Source organism: Halobellus sp. EA9 (genome assembly GCF_051195055.1).
In the GTDB taxonomy this organism is placed as follows: Archaea; Halobacteriota; Halobacteria; order Halobacteriales; family Haloferacaceae; genus Haloquadratum; species Haloquadratum rubicundus.
On sequence record NZ_JBNTJW010000010.1, the window covers coordinates 76,751 to 101,102 of the forward strand.

The following is a 24,352-nucleotide window of genomic DNA, read 5'->3' on the forward strand; positions in this document are numbered from 1 at the left end:
GAGACAGTTGACGAAGTGTCGCTTCCCAGTGCTGGCGAAGCGGTACGTCGTTCGCGACGGCGAAGTCCTCCACGCGGACCTCGGTTCCCCCGAGTCGATCGACGAGTAGCGTTGTTCATCCCCCGGGAAGGGTGCGGGGCGATCCAGTCGTGGGTCGCCCTGCGAGGTGAGTGTTCAAATGGGACACCGCGCACTCGTTGCGTACGAACGCACAGACGGACAGTACACGCTCCACTACAGCCATTGGGGTGCAGCGAACCTGAAGCTCAAGCACCGAATCTCGGCTGAGTCGCCGTTCGGTGGCGACGACACCGACTCCAAGTGGGCGAAACAGCTGCTGGCGGAACTGGCCGATGGCCTCGAGGCAGATGGCGTCGATGGCTACCTCGCCGACGAAGACCGACCGTCGGCGGTCGTCGAGCCGAAGCCCCGCGCCACCGGGCTCACCCTCGACGAGATCGTCGCGGACCATCTCGACTACCTCCACCACGAGGCGTTCTTCGTGGTGTCGACGACGTTCGAGGTGACCGCCTATCGGACGCTGTGGTTCGGGCTCCAGTACGACTCGGAGACGGTCGAACAGGGAGAAACAGTCGGGAATGGCGCGCTCGCAACGGTGCGCTGGTACGACGGCGAGCCGGTCGGCGACGGCCACCTGCAGGGCCAGTTCGCGGCCCTCAAAGACGTCGTCGGCGATATGCTCGACAAGGGCGTCTTCACGCCGTCGACGGCGAGACAGTACCTGAAACGGAAGCTGGCCGAGCGAGTCGGAGACCGACAGGAGCTGCTGATTCCGACCGGGGAATCACCCTTCGAGAAGGCGAGTCTGAACCACTCCTAGTCCGATCTGTTTCGTGGCAGCTGCTGTTTTTCAGGGACCGGAATGAGTGAGCCCCGCCGTAGGCTCGTGATTCGATGACCTCAGAGGACGACTCGTTTCACGACTGCGAGTTGGATTCCGAAGCGATCCTCGGAACACACACCTTCGAAGACGTCCTGTTCACCGACGAGACGGAAACACCGGTGAACGTGCTCACCGGCGAGACACCGGCACATTCGCAAGCAACCGTCGAGGAAGCGAAAGAGTTCGCTGCGAGTATCGACACGGAGACGCCCCAAATCGCGCTCCCCGCATCCGTCGAGTCGCAGGTCGAAACACAGAGCAAGCCCTACACGGCGGCCGCGTTCTTCCACTTCAAGGCGACAGGCTCGCTCGAACGCCACCGTGCTTATCACGCCGCCTACGAGTCGGACGCGTTCGCGGTCGACTTCGAGGCCGACTACGAATCGGGCGACCTGACCATCACTGTCGAACGAGCGGACGAATCCTGAGAATCCGCCGTCACGAGGAGAGTTTTTCGAGCGCCGGCGATGGGTGCCGGCGCAGCTGGAGCGAGCAACGATTCCCGGTGCGTCGGCGTTTCGAGGTGTTCGAGATGCATATGGTGATTTACGCACTGGTAGAGGCATCGACGCACGACGACGCGCTGGCCACCGGAAAGACGGTGTTCGACCGACTGGTCGGCGCGGACCCACACGCCGGCGCCGTCTTCGACTACTACGTCACGTTCGACGAGGAGGACACGTCCGTTGCGGGGAAGGCACGATGGGGGGAGTTGCCGACGGCAGCCCCCGTCGACTCCGATGACGGCGAAGACCTGCTCGAGCGTGGCTGGGAGGCGACGAAGGAGGAATTCGAGCGTAATCTCGACCGGGTGAAAGAGGCCATCGAGGAGCTCTCCGACGAGGAGATCATGCGCGACGAGGACCTCGCCCGGCACGCCTTCCACAAGGTCGGTGCGTATGACGGCCCGACGATCTTCCTGTACACCGAACACGGAACCGGCATTCGCCACCGTGGACAGCTGGACCGACTCCTCGAGGAGAGTGAAGAGCTCTGGATCGTACCCGCTGACGTCCACTTCTGAATAATGCCTCCCATCACCAACTGGCGACGCGAGAGTCGCTCGCCGACGCTTGCGTATCGGAACACCGAGACCGGTGCGCGAGCCGTCCTGCATCGAGCGCCGGACTCCTACCGGTACAAGTGGCGCGGGGTGATTCTCGTCGACGGCTATCCGGTGTGGTCGCGGGGATACGAGACGAAGGACGCGACGTCGTTCCGTGACGAGCTCCGGGAGCGGCCCGCACCGGACCTCAACTGCCCGGAGTGTCCGAACGACGACGTTCGCGTCGGCGAGAAGGCAGCAGACGGGGCGAAAGTCCAGCGGTGGTACGACTGCCCCGACTGTGGATACGAAGCCCCCTCACGCATCATCTACGGCGCTGAACGATGAGTGAGCGGTGGGCGCTGTTTGTCGGCCGGGCACGAGGTGGTGGCCCGGGACGACCGGGTGAGTCAACCAATGACCCTCGAAGTACTCGACCGACACAGCGAGGCACTGTTCGAGTTCCTCTGGTGCCCGGTCTGCGGGCAGGAAGTGTTCACCCACATTCCCTTCGAGGGAGTGTTCTGCAAGAACTGTAACACGCAGGTCATCCTCCGAGAGTCCCGAGAAGACCGTGGCTACGAGGAGGCTGTGCTCGCGTGCTTCGACACCGACTCGACGTGGAACCTTCACGTCGACGAGAAGCTCCGTCGCGACCTGCCTGACGGCTCGGCACGGGCAAAAATCCTCGGTGCACCGGGTGCCTATGAGATCGACTGGTGGAGTCCAGCGCCTGGGGAGGATTGGGAGCCGGTCGAGCGTGGTGAATTCGACGACGTGGAGGAACCAGACGAGGTGTCACATCTCGCGTAGCGGATTGCAATCGCGCTACGACTGTGTGGTGTTGTTTCAGCGCCGGCGATGGGTGCCGGCGCACACGCGCCGGCGAGTACCGATGTCGACACGGAGCCAACTCCGATTCGTCCAACGAGTCGAACAGACCGGTGAGACAGCTGGCAGCGCCGACCGCGTCGCGCAGGTGTACCGGCATTCGGACGGGTACCCCGGGAGCGTCCTCCGGGATCTCGCACAACTGAAAGAGCTTCTCGATGCGACCCGCGCAGAGCGGGGACCGGGCTACACGGCGGCGACATTCGTGTTCCTCGACAAGCTCTCGACGGTCGACCTCTACCTGGATGGCGACCCAGAGCGAACGATCGACGCGGCTCAGCCAGCGGATCTCCTTGAGCCGTCCAATATGGAGCACCTGGACCAGCCGCTGTTCCTGCTGGGCCACGGCGTCGAGAATCCGGCCGACGGCATCCACGGCGACGAGGAGTACCTCTACGTCGTGGAACTCCCGACGGAGAACCCGTTCGACGAACCGACCGAGTGGACAGTCAAAGTGAGCGGTCACTCCGCGTTCCCCCGCTGGGACGGCCCGACCGACGAGGCCTTCGAGCAGGCGAGCTGGCAGTTCCACGGGTCGCTCGAGGACGCGCTCGCAGAACTGGTCCGGGACGAAGCAGTCGTCAAGTAAAATCCCAAATCATATTTAGATAGTTAGGGTTTAGAAAGACACAGATGATTTCGAAGGCCGGACTCGCCGTGCTTGACGCGCTGAGTACCGGCCGTAAAGCAACACCGGCGGAACTCGCGGCCGAAACCGGATATTCACAGGAACATCTGTACGACGTACTCGACGAATTGCTCGCAGCGGGATTGCTCACAGAAACCCGTGGGTCCAGCAATCAGCGTCGTGTCCGCATCGCGGAACATCCAGTTACCGAAGCGTATCGAACGCTGCAGTCGGAGTTCAGCCACGTAGACTGGACGGAACTGCTCTCCCCAGCCACACTCCGCGTGTGTTGGTATCTCGATAGACCACGTTACATCGCTGATATCGCAGACCGGCTCGGAATCACTCGCCAAGGTGTCCACAGCGCGTTATCGCCGCTCAAGCACCGAGCACTACTCTCCAGATCCGATTCGAAGTACGCCCTTCATGACGAAGTCTCGCCGCTGTTGGCGTTCGCCCGGGCTACCGTAGAGCACGAACATCGAGCACGAGTCCGGGAAATCGCTCCCAGTGCCACGATCGCGTGGTGCGATCCGAAGCGAGCACTCGTTCGCCTGCAGACCGACGAGGATACGGACGCACTCCAAGCAGCTCCGGACTGGGAGATGACCGGACTGGGTCGGTTTGCAGCGTATGGTCTACAGTTTTTCCTCGCCGGCGAGCCTCCGTTCTGGTATGCTCCAGGTGAGGAGCTAACGGCTGCTGAAGTCGTATGCCATACGCTCCTTCTGGATAGCGGATCTCGGCGGGTTAGCTATTCGATGCTGCTGATCGAGGCGGAGGATATGGATCAGGAGACACTCGTCGAGACCGCACAGTGGTACGACCTGGAACCCACTGTGAAAGCGTTGTATCGGCCACTTCAGGGCGACTTCGACAGAACAGATGATCTGCCAGTCATCCTCCCAAAGAAGGACGAATATATGGCACTCAAAGAGCAGTACGGAGTCTCCTAACAGTAACCCCGCAGCTAGCGGAAAATTGCGACTGGTTAGATGATGCCGCCGATCACGAGTAGTCCGACAACGAGCAGCAGCGTCGCAACCACGCTCCCGCCAGCCAGCAGCTTGTTCTCCATCGCCTTCTCGTGGATCGGCATCTCGGCGTACTCCTTGCGGAACGCGCTGAGGTTCTCCTCGTCGTAGAAGTACTTCCTCTTCAGCGCGAACCGTTCGGTCACCGCACAGCCGGTACAGACCGGGTCCCCTTCGAGCCGTTCGGTCTTGATGTGGGTGTCGCAGGCGATCGCCCCGCAGTTTGGACAGTAGGTGTACGTCTCGTCGACGCCGCTCGTCTCGCAGTGGACGCACCGATGGATGCCGTCCTCTTCGGTCACTCTGGACGGCCCTGCCGCGTAGTACTCGTAGGGATAGGTGTACTCTCCGAGGTCGGTCGTCTGCCGAACCTCAGGTAGATACACCGGCTCAATCGATTGCACTGAGATGTCCGAGAGGTTCGGCTCACACGTCTTGTTGTACGTGACGTTATTGTCGCCGGTGTAGGTTACCGTCGTCGTGTGGTAATTCTGGAGGCGGTCAACAGCCCACTCCTTGTACTCCGTTTGGGTCTGGCCGAACCGTCGTTCGTCGACGTCGTCGAATACCTCGGTAAACTGCCCGCTATCGAGGGGAACCGTCGCGTGGAAGTTCTCGGTGACCAGCGTCGCGACATCGTCGTCGGCCACCTTCGGATGGCCGCGCTCAGCGTGGACAACGAACTGTGTGCGGTCGTTGATCCGGTGGATGACACCGACGGAGGTCTCGAAGACAGCGTTCGTGTCGGCGGTGATCGCAACCACCGGTCGGAACGTCACTTGCGAGTGCGGCACCGGCAGATCCGCGGCCTCGATGTTCTCGATGTCGCGGAACGCCTCCTGGACAGGTGCGTCGACATCTGCCGCCGGGTCGTACGGCCGGAGCGTCTCGTCACAGAGGATCTCGATGCGGCCGTTGTAGAGATCGAGACCGATCTCGTCGGCGATCTCCCGGAGGTCCTCGCCGTCGATCAGCTCGATGGGATAGGGATCGTCGTTCCGCTGGAGCCGATCTGCGTACTCCTCGGCAGGGTTCGTAAATCGACCAGTGGTGGCGACCATCCCGCGCTTTGGACCGTCGAAGTCGAACGTCGCGATGGCCGAGTGTAGCTTCTGGACGACCGGTCGGCCGACCGTTTCAGTGTGCTTGCACTCGACGATGATCGCCCGTCGCGTGCCGTCGACGACCTCCTCCATGATGACGTCGCGCCCCTCGTCGGCCGTCCGCTCGGCCTGGCGGACGTTTTCGTAGCCGAGGTTCCGGAAGACGTCCTCCATCAAGTTCTCGAACTCGAATCCCGAGAGGTCGTCCAGTACAGCCATCCGAATGTAATTGGACAGTATCTTGCTATAACTAAATACGTTGCCGACGGTGGCGACGAAGTCCCGACGACGTGAGCGCTGGTGTTGTTGTTCGTCCCGCAAGGGGTGCGGGACGACACATCCGTCCCGGGTAACCGATGAGTTCTGAGAGCAACAGCGAGATCGCTCCCGACAGCTGGTGGTTGTATCGACGAACGGACGACGACCATTTCGTGTTCGCCTACGAGTTCTCGAAATCCGTCCTTTGCCACGTCCAGCAATCCTCGGACTGGCTGGTCCGGGTCGATCGAGCCGATGGGACGATCCTCTTCAGCCAGCACGACCTCCGGTCGCGAGCAGCGGCGTTCGACCTCGCCGAGAGCGTCATGGAGCTCTGTACGATGCTCCATCAGGAGGTCGTCACGGAGCGAAGTCAAGCGCGAAAGCCGATGTACGTCGGGTCCCGACCAACCGGAGCCGCGAGTGCGAGCACTCGGCGAAGCGGACGCAGTCCCGATACTGCCCGTCGACCGTCGGATTCCCGGCCCAGCCAGCCACCGGAACGACCACGAGGCTTGGGCCACCGGGAGGGTGAGTTTCGATGACCGGCAGCCGAGCATACCGCGGCGAACGCTGTGTGACATCCTCGCCCGCGGGAAACGGCGGGGCTTCCAACACGGTTGGATTCCGGCCCTGCCGCCGACGTGGCAAGCCCGGAGAGGTTTCAGTCCGTAAACGCCGTGAGTCTCATCTGCGAGGGTTTCTCGCTCGTCTCACGGTGGACTGTGGCGCTGTCACGGGCGCTCCCATCCCGAGGCGAGTCATTGCCTGTCGGTTCCCAAGACAGGCTCTCTCCCCACGGGTCAACGCGGCCAGCGATATTCGCCGCCGCGTTCAGATCGGCGTGGAACACTGTGATGTGGCAATCGGTGTTCTGACACCGGAAGTCGTCGCCGTCCCGGGTTCCGATGTGGCCGCAGGTATGGCACGTTTGGGATGTGTGAGCGGCGTTGACGTACTCAACCGGGGTACCGGCGTCTCGGGCTTTATACTCGATACGGCCCTGTAATCGAGCGAACGCCCATGCGTGGAGTCGCCTGTTCGTCCACTTTGCATAGTCTAGCGATTCGCGGATGTAGGTCAGATCCTCCATGACGATTACAGGGTTCTCGAACCCGCGGGCATACTCGACAGCCTGCCGAGACACCTTCTCGACAATATCAGTGAGCGCGTTCTGGTAGTAGTCGAAGCGCTCGTCGATCCGCCACTCAGCAGCCTCACGCTCTTGGAGTCGCTTGAGCGTCGTGTGCATCTCTTTCCGCAGACGCCGCGCTCGATTGCCACTGACAATAATCGGTTCCCGTGGTACGTCGCGTTTCAGGGCACAGCCCGTAATCAACGCGCTCTCACCAACGTCGAAGCCGATGTACGTCGGGTCTGCATAGTCCGAGTTGGTCCGTTCGACCTCGTACTCGACGGTAACGTGCAACTCCCACGACGTTCGGTGTCGCTGGAGCTGGATTTCACCGGGTTCTGCCCCATCGTCGGTCAACAGATCGTTCCACAGCGACTCCTGCTCGGGGTTGATACGCAGTGGAATCCAGAAGTTCGTCCCGCGACCGGGTTGGGGAACCTGCCACACGTAGCCGTACTCGCGCTCGTCGGAGTAGTCGAATTTCGCAGCACGGTTGACAAGCCGAAGCGGATGCTCGTCGTCCAACTCCGAAGCGTTGTACGTGTCCCGAAGTTTGGGGACGTAGGACTTGAGCGCGTCTTTGGCTTGATATGGCAGGTCGTAGGATGTCACAATGTCGTTGACCGCAGACATTGTCTCAGCCCCGGCGTCGAAGGCGTCGTGCAGTGCCTCACGTATGTGTCCAGCAGACGCGACAGGCGTTGCTCTTTGCCTGCTGTGGGTGGCACGAGCGTAGCCTGAAGTGTTTTCGTCACCGACTCGGACACACGAACGAATACACACTATACACACTTATGCGCATCGAATACACAGAACGTGGTGATGATACGGAAGAACATCACCATCACGGAAGAACAAGCCGAGTGGATAGACGAGAATCACATCAATCTATCGAGCCTCGTCAGAGAGTGTATCGATACAAAACGAGGAGAATCTGGCAATGCCGACTAACGGCAGTTGCGTCAGAGAGTGACGCGATTCCCGCCTGTCCTGAAGGCGGGGATTCCCTCGCTGTCTGAAGATGGGTGGACAGCTGGTGTACACGCCCGATGGCGACGTGCTGGACAAGCACCTCTACGTTCTGCGCCGCGCCCCTAGTGGATTCGACTGGGGATCGGAGGCCGACGAGGAACGTCGCTTGGACGGTCTGTACCTCACGGTTACAGCGGCTGAGATAGTGACTCGACGCCTGACGGCGGTCGAAGTAGGTGGCGTCGATGGCAGCGTGGCGCGACTGATTGAGCAGCTCCGACGAGAGTCGGAGCAGCTCACGCCAGATACGCATCGGAGCTCGGTCAAACGACTTACAGAGCGCCGACGGGCCGGGGAACTCGCCGCGCTCTAAGACGAGCGCGGCTCGTACCCGCTCCATCTCTTCGGCCCAGTCAAGGACTTCTTCGAGTGTCGCTTCCATATGGAGCCGGAGAAAATGCAAGACGGCGTGCTTCCAGCCGGCAACGCCGTTGCCGGCAGGATCGCTGATCTGCATCAGCGCAGCATCAGTAAGTTTTCGTGCTATCGAGACGACTTGTTTGACGAAGCGGAAGAGAGTCTTCTGCACAAAGGCACTTCTTCCGCTTCATCTCAATCGTTCTGACGACTTACCCCGACGCAGTCCGTGGATTCAATAGAGCCCCCCAAGAGAGAACTAGTGACAAAAATATGATAAAATGGGCGAGTACTGCCGTGCCATCGGCGTAGCTGATGATCCGTCACCCACGTCGACGTCGACGCACCTATCGTAGCGTTTGCGACTGATTACGCATCCGAACGCACGCAGTCGTGCGATCGAGTTCCACTGACGAACTGCGCCGACTCACGGGCCGTCGGTTGTCGTCTTCGAACGCACATCGAAGGAGTGGAGGGTCGAGCGACCGGCGAGGTGTGGCTCGAACGCCCGTTCGAACGCCGCAAGATGATCGCTCTCTTCGTGGGCATCCGCGGCCGCCTGGTCCCGGTACTGCTCGAAGATCCGTATCGTATTCGGATCTTCGAGATCAGCGGTAACGCGATACTTGATGACTCCTTCTTCGGCGCGTGAGTCCGCGGCGAGCGCTTCGAGGAGTTCGATCGCCTCCTCGCGGGTCTCCGGCTCGACGGGGACCTCCGAGTGTTTGACTATCATCGTATCGCCTCAGGCCGGCGTGGTCGAGACCGGGAGGCGGTCGAACCCCAGTTTCGACGGTTTCGGTTTCGGTCGCATCGCGTCCGTCTCGACAGAGACGTGCTCGAACGCGTCCAGGAACGTCTCCAGTACGAGCGGCGCTTCGAGGCGGGCGAGCGGGGCACCGATGCAGGTGTGTGGGCCGCTGCCGAAGGCGAGGTGATCGGGGTCGCGCCGCGGCCGGAAGGTGTCGCTGGCCTCGAACTGCTGTGGATCACGGTTCGCCGCACCAAGCCAGAGAATCACCGTCTCTCCCGGCGGGATGGTCGTCTCGCCCATCGCAACGCGTTCTGTCGTCTCACGGGCCCGGGACTGCAGCGGCGTCCGATATCTGAGGACCTCTTCGAGGACCACGTCGAGGTCGTAGTCGTCGATACGTTCGAGCATATCCTCCGTTTCGAACAGGTACAGCGCGTTCGCGAGGAACTCCGACATCGTCCCCTGACCCGCGAGAATGAAGTCAAAGCAGTTGGCGCCGATTTCCGCTCCCGTCAGCTCCGTTTCGGTGACGAGCCGGGAGATGAGGTCGGACTGCGGATCCGCGCGGCGGGTCTCGACCAACTCCTCGAAGTACGTGACCGCCTCGGCCATCCGGTCGCCGTCCGTACTGCCGACGGCGCTGTACTCGGTGTTCATCACTTCTCGGAAGGTCTCCAACCAAGTGAGCATTCGGTCGTGATCGCCCTTCGGAATCCCCACGAGCTCCATAACGACCCGAAGCGGGACGGGGACGGCGAACTCCGAGACGAAGTCGAAGTCGCTCCCGTCGGCCAGCACTTCGTCAACCTGACGGCGGGCTATCTCCTCGATCGACTCTGTGAGCCCTCGGAGTAGGTCCGGCCGAAAGTACGAGAACAGCTGGCTCTTGGACTCTTTGTGTTTGGTCCCGTCGGACCACACCATCGCGTTGTCGATGTAGTCGAACGCCCCGGTGTCGGTGTGTCCTCGCGTCAGTTCCTTGCGCACCAGTCGGTCGCTGTCTTGGAGCGCCGCCTTGACGTGCCGGTAGGAAAACACATCGAACACGTCCCGGTCAGGATCGTATTGGACCGGACCCGCGCGCCGCTTTCGGGCGTACCACTCGTGCGGGTCGTGCAGCGCCGAGACCGATTTGAGGCCCGCCGGGCAGGCCTCCGGGACCGATTCTTTCCACGTTTCTCCCGCGTTCAGTTCCATATCAGCCAGCATTCTACGGTTTTAGATAACACTTTTCATAATATATTGGGTCTTTCATTGAATAATTAGGTATACTCTTTCTTGCTTGTACAGTGGATGTACGTATATGTAGTTAGAGTTTCCCTCACGGTGACCGTGACGTCCTCTTAGCGTGGCACTGACAGGAAAATCTGGAAAGAAGCGGCGGGAAGAGCCACTGTCCGACCAACTTGGGGCCCCCTTCGCGGATGCGATCAGTCGTCGGTTTGCGGAGGTTCCGCCGGCTCCGACATCGAATGGACCGGTCCGGGAGCGACTCGCCCCTCGCGTTTGACGCGCTCGACGATGGGGTTTCCGGCGTAGGCATCGAACCCGTCCAAGACGGTATCGATCGATGGGACGCCGTCCGGTTGGAGATAGCGCATAAACCGCAACGCCGACTCGTGGAGTTCCTCGCTCGGTGCCGCGGTGCACTCCTCGACGGTTCTGAAAGCGTAGTCGCGTTCGTGGGCACCGTGGGCGGTGTAGTGAACGCAGACGTTCGTGAGGACGCCCGTGAGCACGAGCGTGTCGACGTCGAAGGTGTCCAAGAGGTGATCGAGCTCCGTGTTGTGGAAGCAGTTGTACCGGCGCTTGGTGATCAGGTACTCCGCCGGGCCCAGCTCGTCGACGTCGGCGTCGATGTCGTCGTGGAACTCGCTGCTCGACTCGCCGGCGAGCCCGTGTTCGGGTTCCGAGGAGAGCAGTTCGGCGCCGTAATCCGCGAGATCGGGGCGGTGGACCTCCCGAGTCCAGAGCACGGGCACGTCGCTCTCGCGGGCCGCGTCGACGACCGTGTTGATGTTCTCGATGACGGCGTCCAGTCCGTCCGTGGAAGTCGCGGGGGAACCGAGTGCCCCGTCGGCTGATAGCGCATCCCGCTGCGGATCGATGACGAGGAGTGCCGGCGTGTCGCCGACGGCTCCGGCGTCTGTCGGTACCATAGGTGGACCGACGCGGGCAGCCGGAAAAGCCATCGGTTCATAGTGATTAAACACTTAATACGGACTCATACCTCTCATCAGTGTACGTCACGGACGGTGTCGGCGCTACTCGACGTCCGCCGGCCAGGACGACGGCTTGTTGGGGAAGTCCACGAACGCTCTCAGCTTCTCGTCGGCGTCTTCCGTGACGGAACTGCCGTGATACACGAGCCCGACGTCGAACTCATACTCCACGAGCCGTTCGAGATTGCGCTCTGCCGCCCGCAGATCGTCCGAATAGATCCCCTCGACCAACACGAAGTAGCCCGCCGGCAGTCCCCGCCAGTCCGCGCCGATCACCGCGTCTCCCATCACGGCGAGCCCGCGAGTCTCGTCTACGAGTGCGTAGTTGTCGTCGGTGTGTCCGGGGACGTGTACCGCCGTGAACGGACCGACGGCATCCTCGTGGCCGTATCGACCCGTCGGTGGGACCGACACATCGAGAGCGGATTCAGCGGGAACGTACGTTTCGAGGTCATAGCGCTCGACCAGCGCGTCGTAGCCACCGATGTGGTCGTGGTCGGCGTGTGTCACGACGAGCCGTTCGGGGACCGTTCCGAGGGTCTCCAGCCGGTCTAAGAGCGTGTCGGCCGTGCGTTCGAGCCCACAGTCCACGAGTGTCGGTGTCCCACGGTCGAACAGGAATGCCCGGTAGCGCGCGGGCGACGTCTCCAGCGTGAGATCGTACACGTCGGGTGCGACTTCGGTGATCGGGTTCATCCACCACGGGAAGTACCCAAGAGCCACTAAAGGCTTGTGTACGGAGTGTATTAATCGGCTTTAGGAGTTCAAGCCGAAGAGCTATCAAGATACGCGGGGCCAGCAGGTGTACGCTTCATATGGCCGACCATCCGAACGTCCCACCCCTGACGCCGCGCTTCGAAGCCGGAGACGTAAACGAGGAAGCCGCCGCCAGACTCGGTGAGGCAATGACCGAGGCGGCGGCGTCGCTTCCGCCGTCGCCCCGCTTCGAGGTCCTCCACGGGTCGACAGAGACGTACGGGCCCCGAACTGACGGCACCGCCCCCGAGACGGACCCGCACGACGCCTGGGTCACCCGCTTCGAGCTCGCCGGCGAGGGGCCGGGGATCCTCGACGACCTGACGTTCGGTCTCAAGGACAGTATCGCCGTCGCGGGCTATCCGTGCACCCTCGGCTCGGAGTTGCTAGCGGACTTCGTTCCGAGCGTGGACGCGACGGTCGTGGGGCGGCTGTTGGACGCCGGCGGCACCGTCGTCGGCAAGAACAGTATGGACGCGTTCGCGATGGGCGACGCCGGCGAGTTCGGGGAGTTCGGTACGACGACGAACCCGCACGACGAGACCCGCCTCGCCGGAGGATCCAGCAGCGGTTCCGCTGCGGCCGTCGCGGCCGGGGAGTGCGACGCCGCGCTCGGCACCGACCAGGCGGGGTCGGTCCGGAACCCAGCGGCGTGGTGCGGACTGGTCGGCTTGAAGCCCACCCACGGGGCTGTCCCCTACACGGCCGTCGCGGGGATGGACCCGAGTTTCGATCACGTCGGGATCCTCACTCGAGACGTCGACACCAACGCCCGCGTACTCACGGCCATCGCGGGGACGGATATCCAGGACGGGTGTCGTATGGACCCCCGACAGCCGACCGACTACGACGGCTTCTCGTCCCCTTCGACAGCGCGTGCCGACCCGTCGTCGATTACGATCGGCGTCTTGACGGAAGGGTTCGACTGGCCCTTCCTCGAAGACGCCGTCGCCGACAGCGTCCGGAGGACGCTCGACGCGCTCGAGGCTACCGGCGCGTCGCTCGTGGACGTGTCGGTCCCGCTCCACGAGCGGTCGCTCGAACTCGTCGGGACGCTCGCCGGTATCGGCGCGACCGAGACAGTCCGGAGCGACGGCGTATCCAGAGGGACAGGAGGGTGGCACTGGGCGGAGTTGGCCGAGACGCTCGGCGAGCGGCGACGGGCGACCCCGGCGGAACTCTCACCGGCAGTGCGTGCATCGATGCGAGGGTCGACAGCCGTCGAGGCATCCGAGCACCGCGCCGCCTACGCACGCGCCAAAAACAGCGTCCTCGCCGCGGGCAGGGCCTACGACCGGGCCCTCTCCGACTGCGACGTGCTCGCGCTGCCGACCGCTCCGACGAGGGCGCTCGAACCCGCCGACTCCGTCGCCGAGCGCGTCGAGCGCCTCGGCTGGCTCCCGGCGAACACGGGGCTGTTCAATCAGACCGGACACCCCGCCCTCAGCGTTCCGGCCGTCTCACAGGGCGACTTGCCTGTCGGGATCCAGTTCGTCGCTTCACCGTTCGCCGAGCGGACGCTCTATCGGGTCGGGCGGCTCGTCGAGGACCTCGATCCAGCGGCGGTCTAGGCCGAGGCAATCGGATCATCCGAACTTGGCTTCCAGGAACCGCGAGAGCGCCGCCGCGGCCAGCCGTTGTGTCATCCGCGACGAATCGAGACGGGGAGCGACCTCGACGAGATCCACCGCACAGATGTCCGCACATTCGCCGAGTCGGTCCATAGCCGTCAGGAGCTGTGTGGCGTCGATCCCCCCGAACTCCGGGGTTCCGGTCCCCGGCGCGATGGTCGGCTCGACGACGTCGATGTCGACCGTGAGATACACCGAATCGACGCGGGCGGTGGCGTGTTCGATCGCGTCCTCGATACAGGCCTCGATCCCACGGTCGTCGACATCCCGAGCGTAGCTCACGTTGAGGCCCTCCTCCTCGACGAACTCGGGGAAGTCCGGCGCTTCCCGGGCGCGGAGTCCGACCATCGAGTGCGTCTCATAGCCCCCGTACTCGGTGTCGTTGATGAGGTTCATCGGCGAGCCGTGCCAGTGGTCGCCGTGCAGATCCCACGACCCGTACACGTCGGAGTGAGAGTCGAGGTGGATCATTCCGAGCCGCTCGCCGTTCGCCTCCGCGACACCGCAAAAAGACGGATAGGTGAGGTAGTGATCGCCTCCGAGGACGACCGGGAAGCTCGACTCCGCGACCGTCCGGACCGTCCGGCGGATACCTTCGCCCGTCTCCTTGATGTCCGTCGTCTTCAGCGGCACGTCGCCACAGTCGCGGATCGAGACGTCGCCGAAGTCAACACGCCGGCCGGTCGCGGCGTTGAAACCGCCGTCGTTTCTGGCGTACCATCCGGATTCGCGGCGGATCTTCTCGGGTCCGTAGCGCGTCCCCGGTTGGCGGGTCACCCCGCCGTCGAAGGGGACCCCCACGACGCCGATGTCAGTCCCCTCGGGAAGGTCGTGCGGGTCGGCTTCCTCCGATTCCATAAACGTCTTTGAGCCCACGTAAAGAGGGCTCGTTTGTTCAGTCGTATCTTCTATTTCATCAGACACAGCTGATTCTATCCGCTATACTTGTAAAATCTTTATATTCAGTTGAATTCTGCGAACGGAGCCGGAAGACACCCCTCGGAACTCCGAGGGAGAGAGGCGAGTAGTGAAAGCGTCGCCTGTATTCGTCAGTCGCTCGGGTCGCTCGCTCACGCGCCTCGGCGGATGTTGGTACCTGCTTATACTGTATGTACCTCATCCTCACTGTTGGGTGATGTACGTGTACCTTAACTCTCGTGCTGACCAATAATAGCGAAGATATTTATTTCAGAGTTGGTTCAGTCAGTTCGTGAGCAAATTCAGTTACAAACGTGGCGAGGATTCGGATAAAGAAGCACAAATGTCACAAATTGATGACTCGAAAGAGACGGGCGCGGGCCGCCGCGACTTTCTCAAGACGACCGGCGCGGTGACGGCCGGTGCTGCCTTGCTGTCCGGCTGTCTCGGCGGTTCGGGCGGCTCCGGGACCAGTACCACGGAGGTGGTGACGCCGAGCGAGTCGGACCCGCTCACGTTCTCCTCGTTCGGGGGCGCGTTCAAGACCGTCCTCGACGAGCAACTGTTCCAGCCGTTCAGCGAAGAGACGGGCTACCCAATCGAGTCGCAACCGCAGGGCGGCACCGCCGAGATGCTCCCGAAACTCCAAAGTGCCGTCCAGGGCGGCTCTGCTCCCGTCGACGTCGCCATCGTGACCGTTCCGGGCCTCTACCGCGGGCGGAACTCGGACATCTGGATGACGTGGGAGGAGAGCGACTTCGAGAACCTCCAGTACATCTCCGACGACCTGATAAACACGAACGATCAGGGGATGATCGACGGCGTCGGGTCGATGGGGTGGTTCATCAACCTCGTGCATAACACCGAGGCGGTCTCGGAGGGGCCTTCCTCCTGGACGTCGCTGTGGGACTCCGCCTACGAGGACCAGATGGCGATGATGACGCCCGCCGTCACGGGGTATATGCCTGACATCACCGCAGCGGTCCACTTCGACGGTCAGGAGACGCTCTCGACGGAGGAGGGCCTCAACAAGGTGTTCCAGAAGCTCGCCGAGGTGAAGCCGCAGGCGCAGATGTGGTACACTAACGAGGCGAACTTCCAGTCGAAGCTCAAAGACGGCTCGGTGCCGATGGGGATGCTCTACAACGACATCACCATCGTTCTGCAGGAGAACGGGGCGCCGGTCGAGAGTACCTTCGTCGAGGAGGGGTCGGTGCTCGGCAGCGGACGCTGGGTGTCGCCGAAGACCAGCCAGAAGACCGAAGCCATCAGAGAGTTCATCGATTACGCCTCCCAGCCGGAAGTTCAGGACCGCATCGCGGAGAACCTGTACACCGTGCCGGCGATCGAGAGCCAGTACACGACGCTTTCGGACGAAACGTACGAACGGATCGCCGGCCCGGGCATCGAGGAAGCCATCCAGCCGAACTTCAAGATGTACGTCGAGCGTCAGGAGACGATTAATCAGATGTGGAACGAGCTCATCGTCCAGTCATGAGCGACGTGACGCTCAACGGCGTCGAGAAGGAGTACCCGGGCGGTGTGCTCGCCGTCAAGGGTGTGACACTCGGCGTCGAGGACGGCGAGTTCGTCACGCTGGTCGGCCCCTCGGGTTGCGGCAAGACGACGACGCTGCGGACCATCGCCGGGTTCGAGGAGCCGACCGCTGGCGTCGTCGGTATCGATGGCGTGAGCGTCAACGACCTCCCACCGGACCAGCGCAACACCGGGATGGTGTTTCAGGATTTCGCCCTGTTCCCGCATATGTCCGTCTACGAGAACGTCGAGTACGGCCTGCTCGTCGACGGCGTTCCCGAACAGGAGCGCCGCGAGCGGGTCGAAGAGATGCTCGAACTCGTCGAACTCCCGGGGTTCGGCGACCGGATGCCCGACCAGCTCTCGGGCGGCCAACAGCAGCGGGTCGCGCTCGCGCGGGCGCTGGCTCCCGAGCCCGACGTGCTCCTGCTGGACGAGCCGCTCGCGAGCCTCGACAAGAAGCTCCGTGAGTCGATGCAGATCGAGCTCCAGCGCATCCAGCGGGAGATCGGGATCACGACGGTACTCGTGACCCACAACCAGGAGGAGGCGCTCACGATGAGCGACAGGGTCGCCGTGATGAACGACGGTCGCCTCGAACAGGTCGGCGAACCGGAAGCGGTCTACGAACGGCCCGAGACGCGCTTTGTGGCGGACTTCGTCGGCACGGCGAATCTCTTCGACGGCGTGGTGGCCGAGGTGGGCGAGGAGTACACCTGGGTGAACCACGAGGGATCGCTCCTGGCGGGCGTCCCACAGGACCAGGTCGAACCGGGCGAGGACGCGACGATCGTCCTGCGCCCGGAGCGAGCGCAGGTCGGGGCTGCAGTCGCCGACGGCGGTCCCTCGAAGACGGCCGAGCAGCTCACCGTCGAGGGCACGATCGAGACCCGTCGGTACGTCGGTGACAGCGTCGAGTACCACCTCGATGTCCCCGAGTTCGACACCGAGGTTATCGCTTCGGCGTCGACCGAGGACTCCCTCCGCGAGATCGGGTCGTCGCTCGCGGTGACCATCGACCCCGACGACTGCCTGGTGGTGACCGAGTGATGGCTGCGGACGCGGCACAGCAGAACCTCAGAAACACGCTCTACGGCGGCGTCGTCCCGCGAGTCAAGTACCTCGTCGCCTCGTACCCGACCGTGGTACTCCTCGTCCTGTTTGCGGTCCCGATGACGATGCTGTTCGTCTTCAGCTTCTACCGCAACATCAGCGGCGGCTACTTCGAGCCGGCATTCACCTTCGAGAACTACGTTCGCTTCCTCACGGAGTCGCTGTACGTCGACCGGGCGATATACACGCTCCGGCTGTCGGCGGTGACGGCAGTCATCTCGTTGGTTATGGGCTACCCGCTGGCGTACTACATCGTGAGAGTCAAAAACGGGCTGGTACGTCGGCTGTACCTCACCGTCACCGTCTCCACGCTCTGGCTGACGTTCATTATCCGCGGATACGCCTGGTCGACGCTGTTGCAGGAGGGCGGTCCCGTTCCCCGGATCGCGGCCGCGCTGGGGCTGATGGCCGAGCCCTCCGGGCTCGTCCCGGGCTACTGGGCGCTGGTCGTGAGTATGGTGTACGTCTTCCTGCCGTTTATGGTACTCACTCTGTACACGAGCCTCCGGAACATCGACCGCGAACTCCTCGAAGCGTCGAAAAACCTCGGAGCGGGGCCGCTGACGACGTTCCGGCGGGTGACGCTGCCGCTCTCGGCGAGCGGCATCGCGAGCGGGACGATGCTCGTGTTCGTGCTTTCGCTGGGCGTGTACGTGCTCCCACGACTCCTCGGGAGTCCACCCCAGTGGACGCTCGCGGTCCTCATCGGGAACCAGGTGATGCTGGAGTCGAACATTCCCTTCGCAGCCGCTCTCAGTATCGGCCTGCTGATCGTGGTCGTGATTCTCGCCGTCGTCGGTATACGGGTGGCCGGCATCGACCCCGAATCGTACGGGGGTGGGATCACGTGAGCGAATCCAGATTCCGAGGCCGCGACTCCTTCCTGCGGCTCGCGCTCCGAGGCTACGTCTGGCTCGTGATGCTGTTCATCGTCGCCCCGTTAGTCGTCATCACGGCGATGTCGTTCACCCCGACGGAGTTCCTCCAGTTCCCCCCGAGCGGCCTCTCTCTCCGCTGGTACGACTCGCTGTTCGCCTCCGCGCAGTGGAGGAGCGCGCTCCAGAACAGCCTCGTCGTCGCGACCGTTTCTGCGGTGTTCGCGACCACGCTGGGCGGGACCGCCGCGTTCGCTCTCGATCGGTTCGATTACCGCTTCGGGTCGGCGCTGTTCGCGATGAGCACGCTCCCGATTATGCTCCCGCCGGTCATCCTCGGGGTCGCGTTCACGATCTTCTTCATCGCGATCGGGCTCGGCCGGGGGACCTGGGCGCTCGTGCTCGCCCACACGGTATTCCTCACGCCGTTCCCCTTCGTGTTGATCTCACAGGGCCTGGAGGACATCGATCAGACCTACGAGGAAGCTGCGATGAACCTCGGCGCCCGACCCGTCAGGACGATCCGCTCGATAACCGTGCCGCTGCTCTGGGCAAACATCGTCACGGGAGCGCTGTTCGCATTCATCTTCTCGCTGAACGAGTACATCATCGCCTGGCTCGTCTCGGGGTTCTCGTTCAACACGATCCCGATCAAGATCTTCACCAGCCTGCGATACACCTACTCGCCCGTCATCGCCGCCATCAGCGTGTTGTTCATCGCGCTCACGTTCGTCGTGATGTCCGTCCTCGACTACGCTGTCGGGGGTATCTGGGACTGAACAGCCGGAATCAGGCACCCCCGAGCGATTCCCACGCCGACCAGGGAATCTCTCGGCCCGGATACGCGACCGCCTCGAAGGGCCAGTCGGTCTCGATCCACTCGCGGACGTGATCCCCGATGGCCGTTTCGAGGTCCCGCTCGACACCGGCCTCGCCGATCCAGAAGTAGACTGCGGCGTCGTAGCCTTCGGCACGGGTCGGCTGGACGTAGACACACCCCAGCTCGACGCTGTCGTCGGGTGTGACGACGGCGTACGTGAACGCGTCCCGGCGCTGGAACTCCTTGTGATGCCACGCGACGTCGATGCGGTTCTGTCTCACGGAGAGATCGTCCGGCGGCCACTCGTGGTCCGGTCCGAACGTTCCCCGAAGCCGTTCCCGGCTTTGGGTGACGGCTTCGTAGTCCATCTCCGCATCGTCGATGGTCAGCATACGGACGGTGAACTCCACGGTACCGGTTCGTTCCGGGACCGTTTCGTCGGGGGCGACAAGCGGCGGCGTTTCGAACGGCATAGCGGTACTACGCGCCGGCCCTACATCGGGGTTGCGTCCGAGTCGGCGTCGCCGAGAGAGATCGTTTGCGGACGCGAACGGGGTCCTCGGTCGCGGTGGATTCACGGTCAATGTGAGCTTAAGCCGCAGGGAGGGACCACGAGCAGTTTAACGGACGATTTACTTTGTCACTGGGTGAACCAATCCGGATGTGAGTCATCACGAGATCCCTGATGGCACATATCGCGCGACCGTCGATACGTGTACGGAAGACCTCGTGACGCTCATTTCCCCGACGTGTGACCCCTCCGTCCTCATCACCCCCGAAGACACACTCTCCTGCACCGAAATCGAACCCGGCGATTCGAGGACGATTACGATCGCTGACGGCACGATCAGCGATCTCGAAGACGGTACGGAGTGAGCGATCCGATCAAGGCCCGGACTCACACAGGTGCTTTTCGACCGTCGCCGACGAACGGCTCCGACACGGGCCAGCAGGGTTGGAAGCGATCAACGAGGCGTCTCAACGGAGCCACTGGGAGAGAAATCGGGTGCGGTGCCGAGTCGACTCATCAAGGACCGGGCTACTCGTCGGACGCGGTGAAGGGACGCACACGCTCTCTGCGTCAGAGACACCGGTGGAAGAGGCCGTGGCCGTACTGATTCATAGCTCGGAGTAGGGGCCGCGCCGAGAGCCGTCGGAGGATCGACTGTTCCGGGGGGCGTACTGCTGGCAAGAGACGTTTCCCAATCGGTCTTCGATTGGAGGCGTTCCCGCTCTCGCGTCGCTGCTTTCGTATACGCGCTCGATGTCCAGTGACTCGCCCGACTCGTCTCTCATCAGGACCTCACTGTCGACCACGACCGTCTCGACATCGCCCGCCGTCACGGAGTTCAGCAGCACACGGGAGAGTACTGTAGGGCCGATGACGCGGCGTGTCGACGTTGATGACGACGAAATCGGCCCGTACAGAACGACGCCTGCGATGGCTGATCGGACTCGGCCTTCCCGTTTTCACCAACAGCACCCTGGTGAATTCGTACAGTTCTCCCGCTGGAGGTACTCAAAATCGATGCGAATCGCCGGCTACGAGAAATCACGCTACCCACACTATTGGTAAGAGTGATTCTCATCATCTCAATTACGACTGTGATCGGACTCATTACCTTGACAACGGCATTTAACCCGTAAAATCGGGTGGGATGATACGAAGAGATTCCGTTTGTTGCAACCTCTGACACCAGAATCGACCTCGAAACCGATCGATCCGTTGAGGCCGATCCTTATCGATGAGTGGCAGTGATGACAGCCATCGTGCGTTCCCCAGGGTATTCTCAATTGTCGGTGGAGAAGATCGCGGCCTTTCTTGAGTGGGACGACACCCTCGTGGTCGTAGGCTCCTCATCGTCATCCTCGTATTTTCACCTCACACTACAGAGAGTTCCAACTCCGCAAACACGCTTCATAGACGGTCTGTAGGAGCGAGTAGAAGGAATCGTGAACTAGATAGGTGACGGGGAGATTAAGAATCACAACTAGGTTCGCTTCGACATCCCGAAATCTTCGCGTACTGGAGTGCAACCCACCACGAACAGGTTGCCCACTCGACCGAGAATGCAACCCACGAGTATCTGCGGTACGCGGTGCTGAAACTGCTCGAAGAGGGGCCGTTCAATCCGGACAGTACACTCCCGCGAATCGATGATGTGACCGTCGGCTACGGGCAGGATACGGCGATGTTCGAGAGCTGGCACACCGACGTCGAGTGGTGGACGACAGTCCCCCCACAGGAGGAGTGTACGCGCTTTCGGATCTTCTACCCCACCGAGCACGAATCAGTTCCGCGCCTCATCGTCGACGTAATGAGTGCGCTTGGGGCGTGGCAGGTTTGGACCGGGCACGCTGTCGACTGCGGGTCCTTCGACCATCGCGAGCGACGTGAAGTCCACTTCCTGTGGCCACAGGGCCACCCGGTCAAGGACCTCCTTCAGGAGCGAGTCCACGGGCCTGACGCCGTCGCGCCGGATGGTGGCTGTACAGGAGACGTTCGCGATCGGATGGTCACTTCAGCGAACGGTGGGCAGGTCGACGATCTCGAACCTCGTACCCGTCGCGCGGTCACCGAGGAGATGTCGGTCTCGTTGCTGGAGAAGGGCGGTCGGTACGAGGTACAGTCGGCATCCGGGAACCGCTACGAAGTCGACGTCGTCGGCGAATCCTGTCCCTGTCCAGACTGGCAGCAGCGCTCCCCCACCGGCGGATGTAAGCACCTGCGTCGCGTTGACCACGAAATCAAGCGTGGCCGAGTCCCGCGCCCGGATGGCCGACTCCCGGCCGATGCGGCTGATTCTGGTTGACCAACAGACCACCCTCTTCATCACCCACGTTGGTTAACGCAGACAGTTGCGGTTCCACTACCGTCACGGGAGCTCTTCTGTGACATCGACGAGCTCCTCCTCGGTCTGCCAGCGATACAGCCGTCCCTCTTGCTCGAACAGCTCGAAGACGCCGTCCTGCATCCAGCCGAAGGGGTGTTCTTCGTCCTCATACACCCGCTTGAGGACGTGACTCTTCGCGAAGAACTCCGTCGTGCCGACGAGGAGGCCCTGCTCGACGAGGAAATCACTCGGTTCCTTCTCGGCGACGCCAACGAGGTAGGTGACGATGTCGGCGATGAGGCAGAACTTCTGGATGCTGTTGTCCCACTCGCCACGGATGTCGACCATCCGGAAGGCGTAGGCGTCCTGCCGGCGGTTGAGCCGGTCGACCACGAGGTTCAGCCGCCGAATCGGCTCCCGGTCGTAGTTGCCCAGCACGAAGTACGAGCGTTCATTCTCGTAGACGGGGGTCAGTTCGCTCAGGGCGTGGAGGATCTCCTCGTTGTCCGCCAGCGAGATCTCATCGTCATCGAGTTGGTCCTTCGCACTGGTGAGGACGTCCTCGGGGACGGGCGGCTCCTCGTCGGATATATGTGGCCCCTCTCAGCGTCGTGCGATATGATTTACGGAGTAAATCACCAGCTTAGTCAGGTGTGGTTTAGTCCAGGGCGGTTTACTCAAGGGTAAACTACTTGCCGCCAGGCCGTGTATCGTGTCGTATGAGCACCGACCTGGGGACAGCTGAGGGGATGGAATCCCGCGAACTCGTCCACTTTGTCACCCAACAGACGCGGTTCGCGCTGATCAACAACATCCTCCAGCACCCCGAGCAGCTGCCCTCGATGTACGAGCTCGAGGAGCTCAACCCCAGCGTGAGTGATGCCACCGTCTACAAGCACATCCAGAAACTCATCGACGCCGGCATCGTCAAAGAGGTCGCCCTGGACGACGACCAGCGCCGACAGGGCTACCCCTGGAAGTTCTACGGCCTCACGGAGGAAGGGCGGGAGTTCCTCAACGACCACAACCTGCTCGCCGCTGAAGAGACGCTCCAGCAGATCTACGAGACCATCTCCGACAAGCCCGAGAAGATGGTCAAGTACGAGAACGCCTCACGTCCGGATACAGAATAAGCGTATATACTGAAAGTAGTGTGGCGGCGCACTAGGCTTTTCACGGTCGACCACATACCGGGAGATATGAGCAGCGACAGAATTGACGCCGAAAGCAAGGTGTCTGGAAACCAGGCAAATATCCCCGCCCGGATCCGGCGGGAACTCGATATCGACGATGGTGATCAGCTCCGTTGGCATCTCGAAGATGATGGGAGCATTCGGGTCCACGTCATCCAACAGCAAACGGGTACGTTCGCCGATTTTGACGGCTACGCTGGTGAGGAGTCAACCGATGTGACGAGCGATCACGACGCCTGGGGCGTCGACGTCGAGTAAATGCCTCGTGCACTGATCGATACGACAGTCCTCTTTGCCGCCGCATACCGGCCGGATGGATCCCACGATGCCGCGCTTCGCGTGCTCCAGGGCATCGACGATGGAACGCTCCCGGAGGCAGTCGTCCTCGACTACGTCCTCGCTGAAACGCTCAACGGCCTCACGACTCACGCCAGCCACGACGCAGCCGTCGATCTCCTCGATCGCATCGAAGAAAACGCTCGCTTCCACATCGACTCACTCACTACCGACGCCCTCGCGACAGGGAAGGGCCTCTTTCGCCAACACGAACCGCTCTCCTTCGTCGATGCTTGCATCGTCGCGTATATGCAAACCGAGGGGCTCGGCTACCTGTATGCGTTTGACGACGATTTTGACGCTGTCGAGGATATCTATCGACTCGACACAGCAACGAATCCCTACGATCCAAACTGAGGCCGGCAGACGCCACGGCTGGTGACGATGTTCGGGATCAGGATAGTCGCCCCTCGTACTCAGACGACAGTTGCTGGAGCTCGTCCCACACCGGGAGCCGATCGTCGGCTACCTCGCCGTGCATCTCAAAGGAGCGCAGCATTTCGTCGATTTCTTTTCTGGTAGGTGACGCTTGATCTCAGTTCGACGTAATCCCATTACCTCCACGGAAGTCTCTGCTTCCAAAAGTATTCAGACATTATCAGCGCAGCAACACCCGCCAGACCCACATTTCCAGCCGATCAAACGATTTGTGGGGAGTAGTGAAGTCTGGCAGATCGTCCGGATCTAGACCAAGTGCGTCACAAATCTCGGATATATACGTCAGCCGATTCGGCGTTTCACAGTAGCTGTGGCTGTCTTCGAGTCAAAAACAGTGGAGAACGACGTGCTTCCAGCGGTCGAACCCGCCCCTGGCGGGGTCACCCGGGTACTTCCCCAACGCTTGGTTGGCTAGGTGCCAACACTGCTCAATAAAATCGAGGAGGTCGATCTCTATGGGCAGAGTCGAATCTCACGATATCACCCTTCTAACCCATAATATCAGACGATTAGATAGCTATTCAACACGATAAAAAATG

The 24,352-nt window shown here is 61.9% G+C and carries 25 protein-coding genes and 3 pseudogenes; 17 read left to right on the forward strand and 11 right to left on the reverse strand.

All coding sequences use genetic code 11. From position 1 onward, the window contains the following. Positions 1 to 178 precede the first annotated feature (178 nt). From ACQUQ0_RS13420 to ACQUQ0_RS13450, 7 genes are all read left to right on the forward strand, one after another. A complete protein-coding gene (locus ACQUQ0_RS13420) occupies positions 179 to 841 on the forward strand; it encodes a DUF6735 family protein (RefSeq protein WP_435185758.1) in 663 nt (220 codons plus the stop codon). Between the two features lie 74 nt (positions 842 to 915). Continuing rightward, positions 916 to 1,332: a hypothetical protein gene (locus tag ACQUQ0_RS13425; RefSeq protein WP_435185760.1), complete on the forward strand. Its 417-nt coding sequence runs from the start codon at positions 916 to 918 to the stop codon at positions 1,330 to 1,332. 104 nt (positions 1,333 to 1,436) lie between these two features. After that, positions 1,437 to 1,928 (forward strand): hypothetical protein, encoded by a 492-nt coding sequence (locus tag ACQUQ0_RS13430; protein ID WP_095637988.1) that lies wholly within the window; start codon positions 1,437 to 1,439, stop codon positions 1,926 to 1,928. 3 nt (positions 1,929 to 1,931) lie between these two features. Continuing rightward, positions 1,932 to 2,297, forward strand: coding sequence for a DUF7568 family protein (locus ACQUQ0_RS13435; protein WP_435185762.1), 366 nt, complete (start codon positions 1,932 to 1,934; stop codon positions 2,295 to 2,297). Between the two features lie 69 nt (positions 2,298 to 2,366). Then, complete coding sequence (locus ACQUQ0_RS13440) at positions 2,367 to 2,762, forward strand: DUF7567 family protein (RefSeq protein ID WP_435185764.1); 396 nt, start codon at positions 2,367 to 2,369, stop codon at positions 2,760 to 2,762. An 82-nt stretch (positions 2,763 to 2,844) separates the two neighbouring features. Continuing rightward, a complete protein-coding gene (locus ACQUQ0_RS13445) occupies positions 2,845 to 3,429 on the forward strand; it encodes a hypothetical protein (protein WP_435185766.1) in 585 nt (194 codons plus the stop codon). 44 nt (positions 3,430 to 3,473) lie between these two features. Beyond that, positions 3,474 to 4,424 carry a MarR family transcriptional regulator gene (locus ACQUQ0_RS13450; RefSeq protein ID WP_435185767.1) on the forward strand — a complete coding sequence of 317 codons (951 nt, stop codon included), beginning with the start codon at positions 3,474 to 3,476 and terminating at the stop codon, positions 4,422 to 4,424. Between the two features lie 35 nt (positions 4,425 to 4,459). On the opposite strand, the gene ACQUQ0_RS13455 is transcribed toward ACQUQ0_RS13450, so the two are convergent. From ACQUQ0_RS13455 to ACQUQ0_RS13485, 7 genes and pseudogenes are all read right to left on the reverse strand, one after another. Then, the gene (locus ACQUQ0_RS13455; protein WP_435185769.1) at positions 4,460 to 5,824 is read right to left on the reverse strand and encodes a restriction endonuclease; all 1,365 of its coding nucleotides are present in this window, start codon (positions 5,822 to 5,824) and stop codon (positions 4,460 to 4,462) included. Positions 5,825 to 6,527: 703 nt separating this feature from the next. After that, positions 6,528 to 7,765 (reverse strand): annotated as a pseudogene (locus ACQUQ0_RS13460) (RNA-guided endonuclease TnpB family protein). Positions 7,766 to 8,121: 356 nt separating this feature from the next. After that, positions 8,122 to 8,559: pseudogene (locus ACQUQ0_RS13465) on the reverse strand (IS5/IS1182 family transposase); the annotation flags it as partial. A 255-nt stretch (positions 8,560 to 8,814) separates the two neighbouring features. Further along, positions 8,815 to 9,123, reverse strand: a complete 309-nt coding sequence (locus ACQUQ0_RS13470) for a putative quinol monooxygenase (RefSeq protein ID WP_435185771.1) — start codon at positions 9,121 to 9,123, stop codon at positions 8,815 to 8,817. A 9-nt stretch (positions 9,124 to 9,132) separates the two neighbouring features. Further along, positions 9,133 to 10,338 carry a cytochrome P450 gene (locus tag ACQUQ0_RS13475; protein ID WP_435185773.1) on the reverse strand — a complete coding sequence of 402 codons (1,206 nt, stop codon included), beginning with the start codon at positions 10,336 to 10,338 and terminating at the stop codon, positions 9,133 to 9,135. A gap of 233 nt (positions 10,339 to 10,571) precedes the next feature. Further along, positions 10,572 to 11,300 (reverse strand): cysteine hydrolase family protein, encoded by a 729-nt coding sequence (locus tag ACQUQ0_RS13480; RefSeq protein ID WP_435185774.1) that lies wholly within the window; start codon positions 11,298 to 11,300, stop codon positions 10,572 to 10,574. Between the two features lie 105 nt (positions 11,301 to 11,405). Beyond that, complete coding sequence (locus ACQUQ0_RS13485; RefSeq protein WP_435185776.1) at positions 11,406 to 12,059, reverse strand: MBL fold metallo-hydrolase; 654 nt, start codon at positions 12,057 to 12,059, stop codon at positions 11,406 to 11,408. A gap of 119 nt (positions 12,060 to 12,178) precedes the next feature. Between ACQUQ0_RS13485 and ACQUQ0_RS13490 the strand changes: the two genes are divergently transcribed. Then, positions 12,179 to 13,690 carry an amidase family protein gene (locus tag ACQUQ0_RS13490; RefSeq protein ID WP_435185778.1) on the forward strand — a complete coding sequence of 504 codons (1,512 nt, stop codon included), beginning with the start codon at positions 12,179 to 12,181 and terminating at the stop codon, positions 13,688 to 13,690. Positions 13,691 to 13,705: 15 nt separating this feature from the next. On the opposite strand, the gene ACQUQ0_RS13495 is transcribed toward ACQUQ0_RS13490, so the two are convergent. After that, entirely contained in the window at positions 13,706 to 14,608 is a 903-nt protein-coding gene (locus ACQUQ0_RS13495) for an agmatinase family protein (RefSeq protein ID WP_435185780.1), read from the reverse strand. A gap of 403 nt (positions 14,609 to 15,011) precedes the next feature. On the opposite strand from ACQUQ0_RS13495, the gene ACQUQ0_RS13500 reads away from it, so the two are divergent. Genes ACQUQ0_RS13500 through ACQUQ0_RS13515 form a run of 4 tightly spaced genes read left to right on the forward strand, consistent with a single transcriptional unit; the run spans position 15,012 to position 18,971 of the window. Next, the gene (locus ACQUQ0_RS13500; protein WP_435185781.1) at positions 15,012 to 16,166 is read left to right on the forward strand and encodes a substrate-binding domain-containing protein; all 1,155 of its coding nucleotides are present in this window, start codon (positions 15,012 to 15,014) and stop codon (positions 16,164 to 16,166) included. Further along, entirely contained in the window at positions 16,163 to 17,254 is a 1,092-nt protein-coding gene (locus tag ACQUQ0_RS13505; RefSeq protein WP_435185783.1) for an ABC transporter ATP-binding protein, read from the forward strand. The genes ACQUQ0_RS13500 and ACQUQ0_RS13505 overlap by 4 nt, the downstream gene beginning before the upstream one ends. After that, positions 17,254 to 18,168, forward strand: a complete 915-nt coding sequence (locus ACQUQ0_RS13510; RefSeq protein WP_435185785.1) for an ABC transporter permease — start codon at positions 17,254 to 17,256, stop codon at positions 18,166 to 18,168. The genes ACQUQ0_RS13505 and ACQUQ0_RS13510 overlap by 1 nt, the downstream gene beginning before the upstream one ends. Next, complete coding sequence (locus ACQUQ0_RS13515; protein ID WP_435185787.1) at positions 18,165 to 18,971, forward strand: ABC transporter permease; 807 nt, start codon at positions 18,165 to 18,167, stop codon at positions 18,969 to 18,971. Before ACQUQ0_RS13510 ends, ACQUQ0_RS13515 begins: the two co-directional genes overlap by 4 nt. A 10-nt stretch (positions 18,972 to 18,981) precedes the next feature. Here the strand turns inward: ACQUQ0_RS13515 and ACQUQ0_RS13520 are convergent, their stop codons facing one another. Continuing rightward, positions 18,982 to 19,404 (reverse strand): hypothetical protein, encoded by a 423-nt coding sequence (locus ACQUQ0_RS13520; RefSeq protein ID WP_435185788.1) that lies wholly within the window; start codon positions 19,402 to 19,404, stop codon positions 18,982 to 18,984. A gap of 271 nt (positions 19,405 to 19,675) precedes the next feature. On the opposite strand from ACQUQ0_RS13520, the gene ACQUQ0_RS13525 reads away from it, so the two are divergent. After that, positions 19,676 to 19,888: a hypothetical protein gene (locus tag ACQUQ0_RS13525; RefSeq protein WP_435185789.1), complete on the forward strand. Its 213-nt coding sequence runs from the start codon at positions 19,676 to 19,678 to the stop codon at positions 19,886 to 19,888. A 1,139-nt stretch (positions 19,889 to 21,027) separates the two neighbouring features. Then, positions 21,028 to 21,825, forward strand: a complete 798-nt coding sequence (locus ACQUQ0_RS13530; protein WP_435185880.1) for a hypothetical protein — start codon at positions 21,028 to 21,030, stop codon at positions 21,823 to 21,825. 63 nt (positions 21,826 to 21,888) lie between these two features. Here the strand turns inward: ACQUQ0_RS13530 and ACQUQ0_RS13535 are convergent, their stop codons facing one another. Beyond that, positions 21,889 to 22,437, reverse strand: a complete 549-nt coding sequence (locus tag ACQUQ0_RS13535; RefSeq protein ID WP_435185882.1) for a hypothetical protein — start codon at positions 22,435 to 22,437, stop codon at positions 21,889 to 21,891. A 128-nt stretch (positions 22,438 to 22,565) separates the two neighbouring features. Between ACQUQ0_RS13535 and ACQUQ0_RS13540 the strand changes: the two genes are divergently transcribed. The 3 genes from ACQUQ0_RS13540 (at position 22,566) to ACQUQ0_RS13550 (ending at position 23,732) form a co-directional block, all read left to right on the forward strand. Beyond that, entirely contained in the window at positions 22,566 to 22,979 is a 414-nt protein-coding gene (locus tag ACQUQ0_RS13540) for a PadR family transcriptional regulator (protein WP_435185791.1), read from the forward strand. Between the two features lie 66 nt (positions 22,980 to 23,045). Beyond that, positions 23,046 to 23,297, forward strand: coding sequence for an AbrB/MazE/SpoVT family DNA-binding domain-containing protein (locus ACQUQ0_RS13545; protein WP_435185793.1), 252 nt, complete (start codon positions 23,046 to 23,048; stop codon positions 23,295 to 23,297). Next, complete coding sequence (locus tag ACQUQ0_RS13550) at positions 23,298 to 23,732, forward strand: PIN domain-containing protein (protein WP_435185795.1); 435 nt, start codon at positions 23,298 to 23,300, stop codon at positions 23,730 to 23,732. 244 nt (positions 23,733 to 23,976) lie between these two features. Here ACQUQ0_RS13550 and ACQUQ0_RS13555 read toward each other — a convergent pair. Then, positions 23,977 to 24,270: pseudogene (locus ACQUQ0_RS13555) on the reverse strand (IS5/IS1182 family transposase); the annotation flags it as partial. Positions 24,271 to 24,352 lie beyond the last annotated feature (82 nt).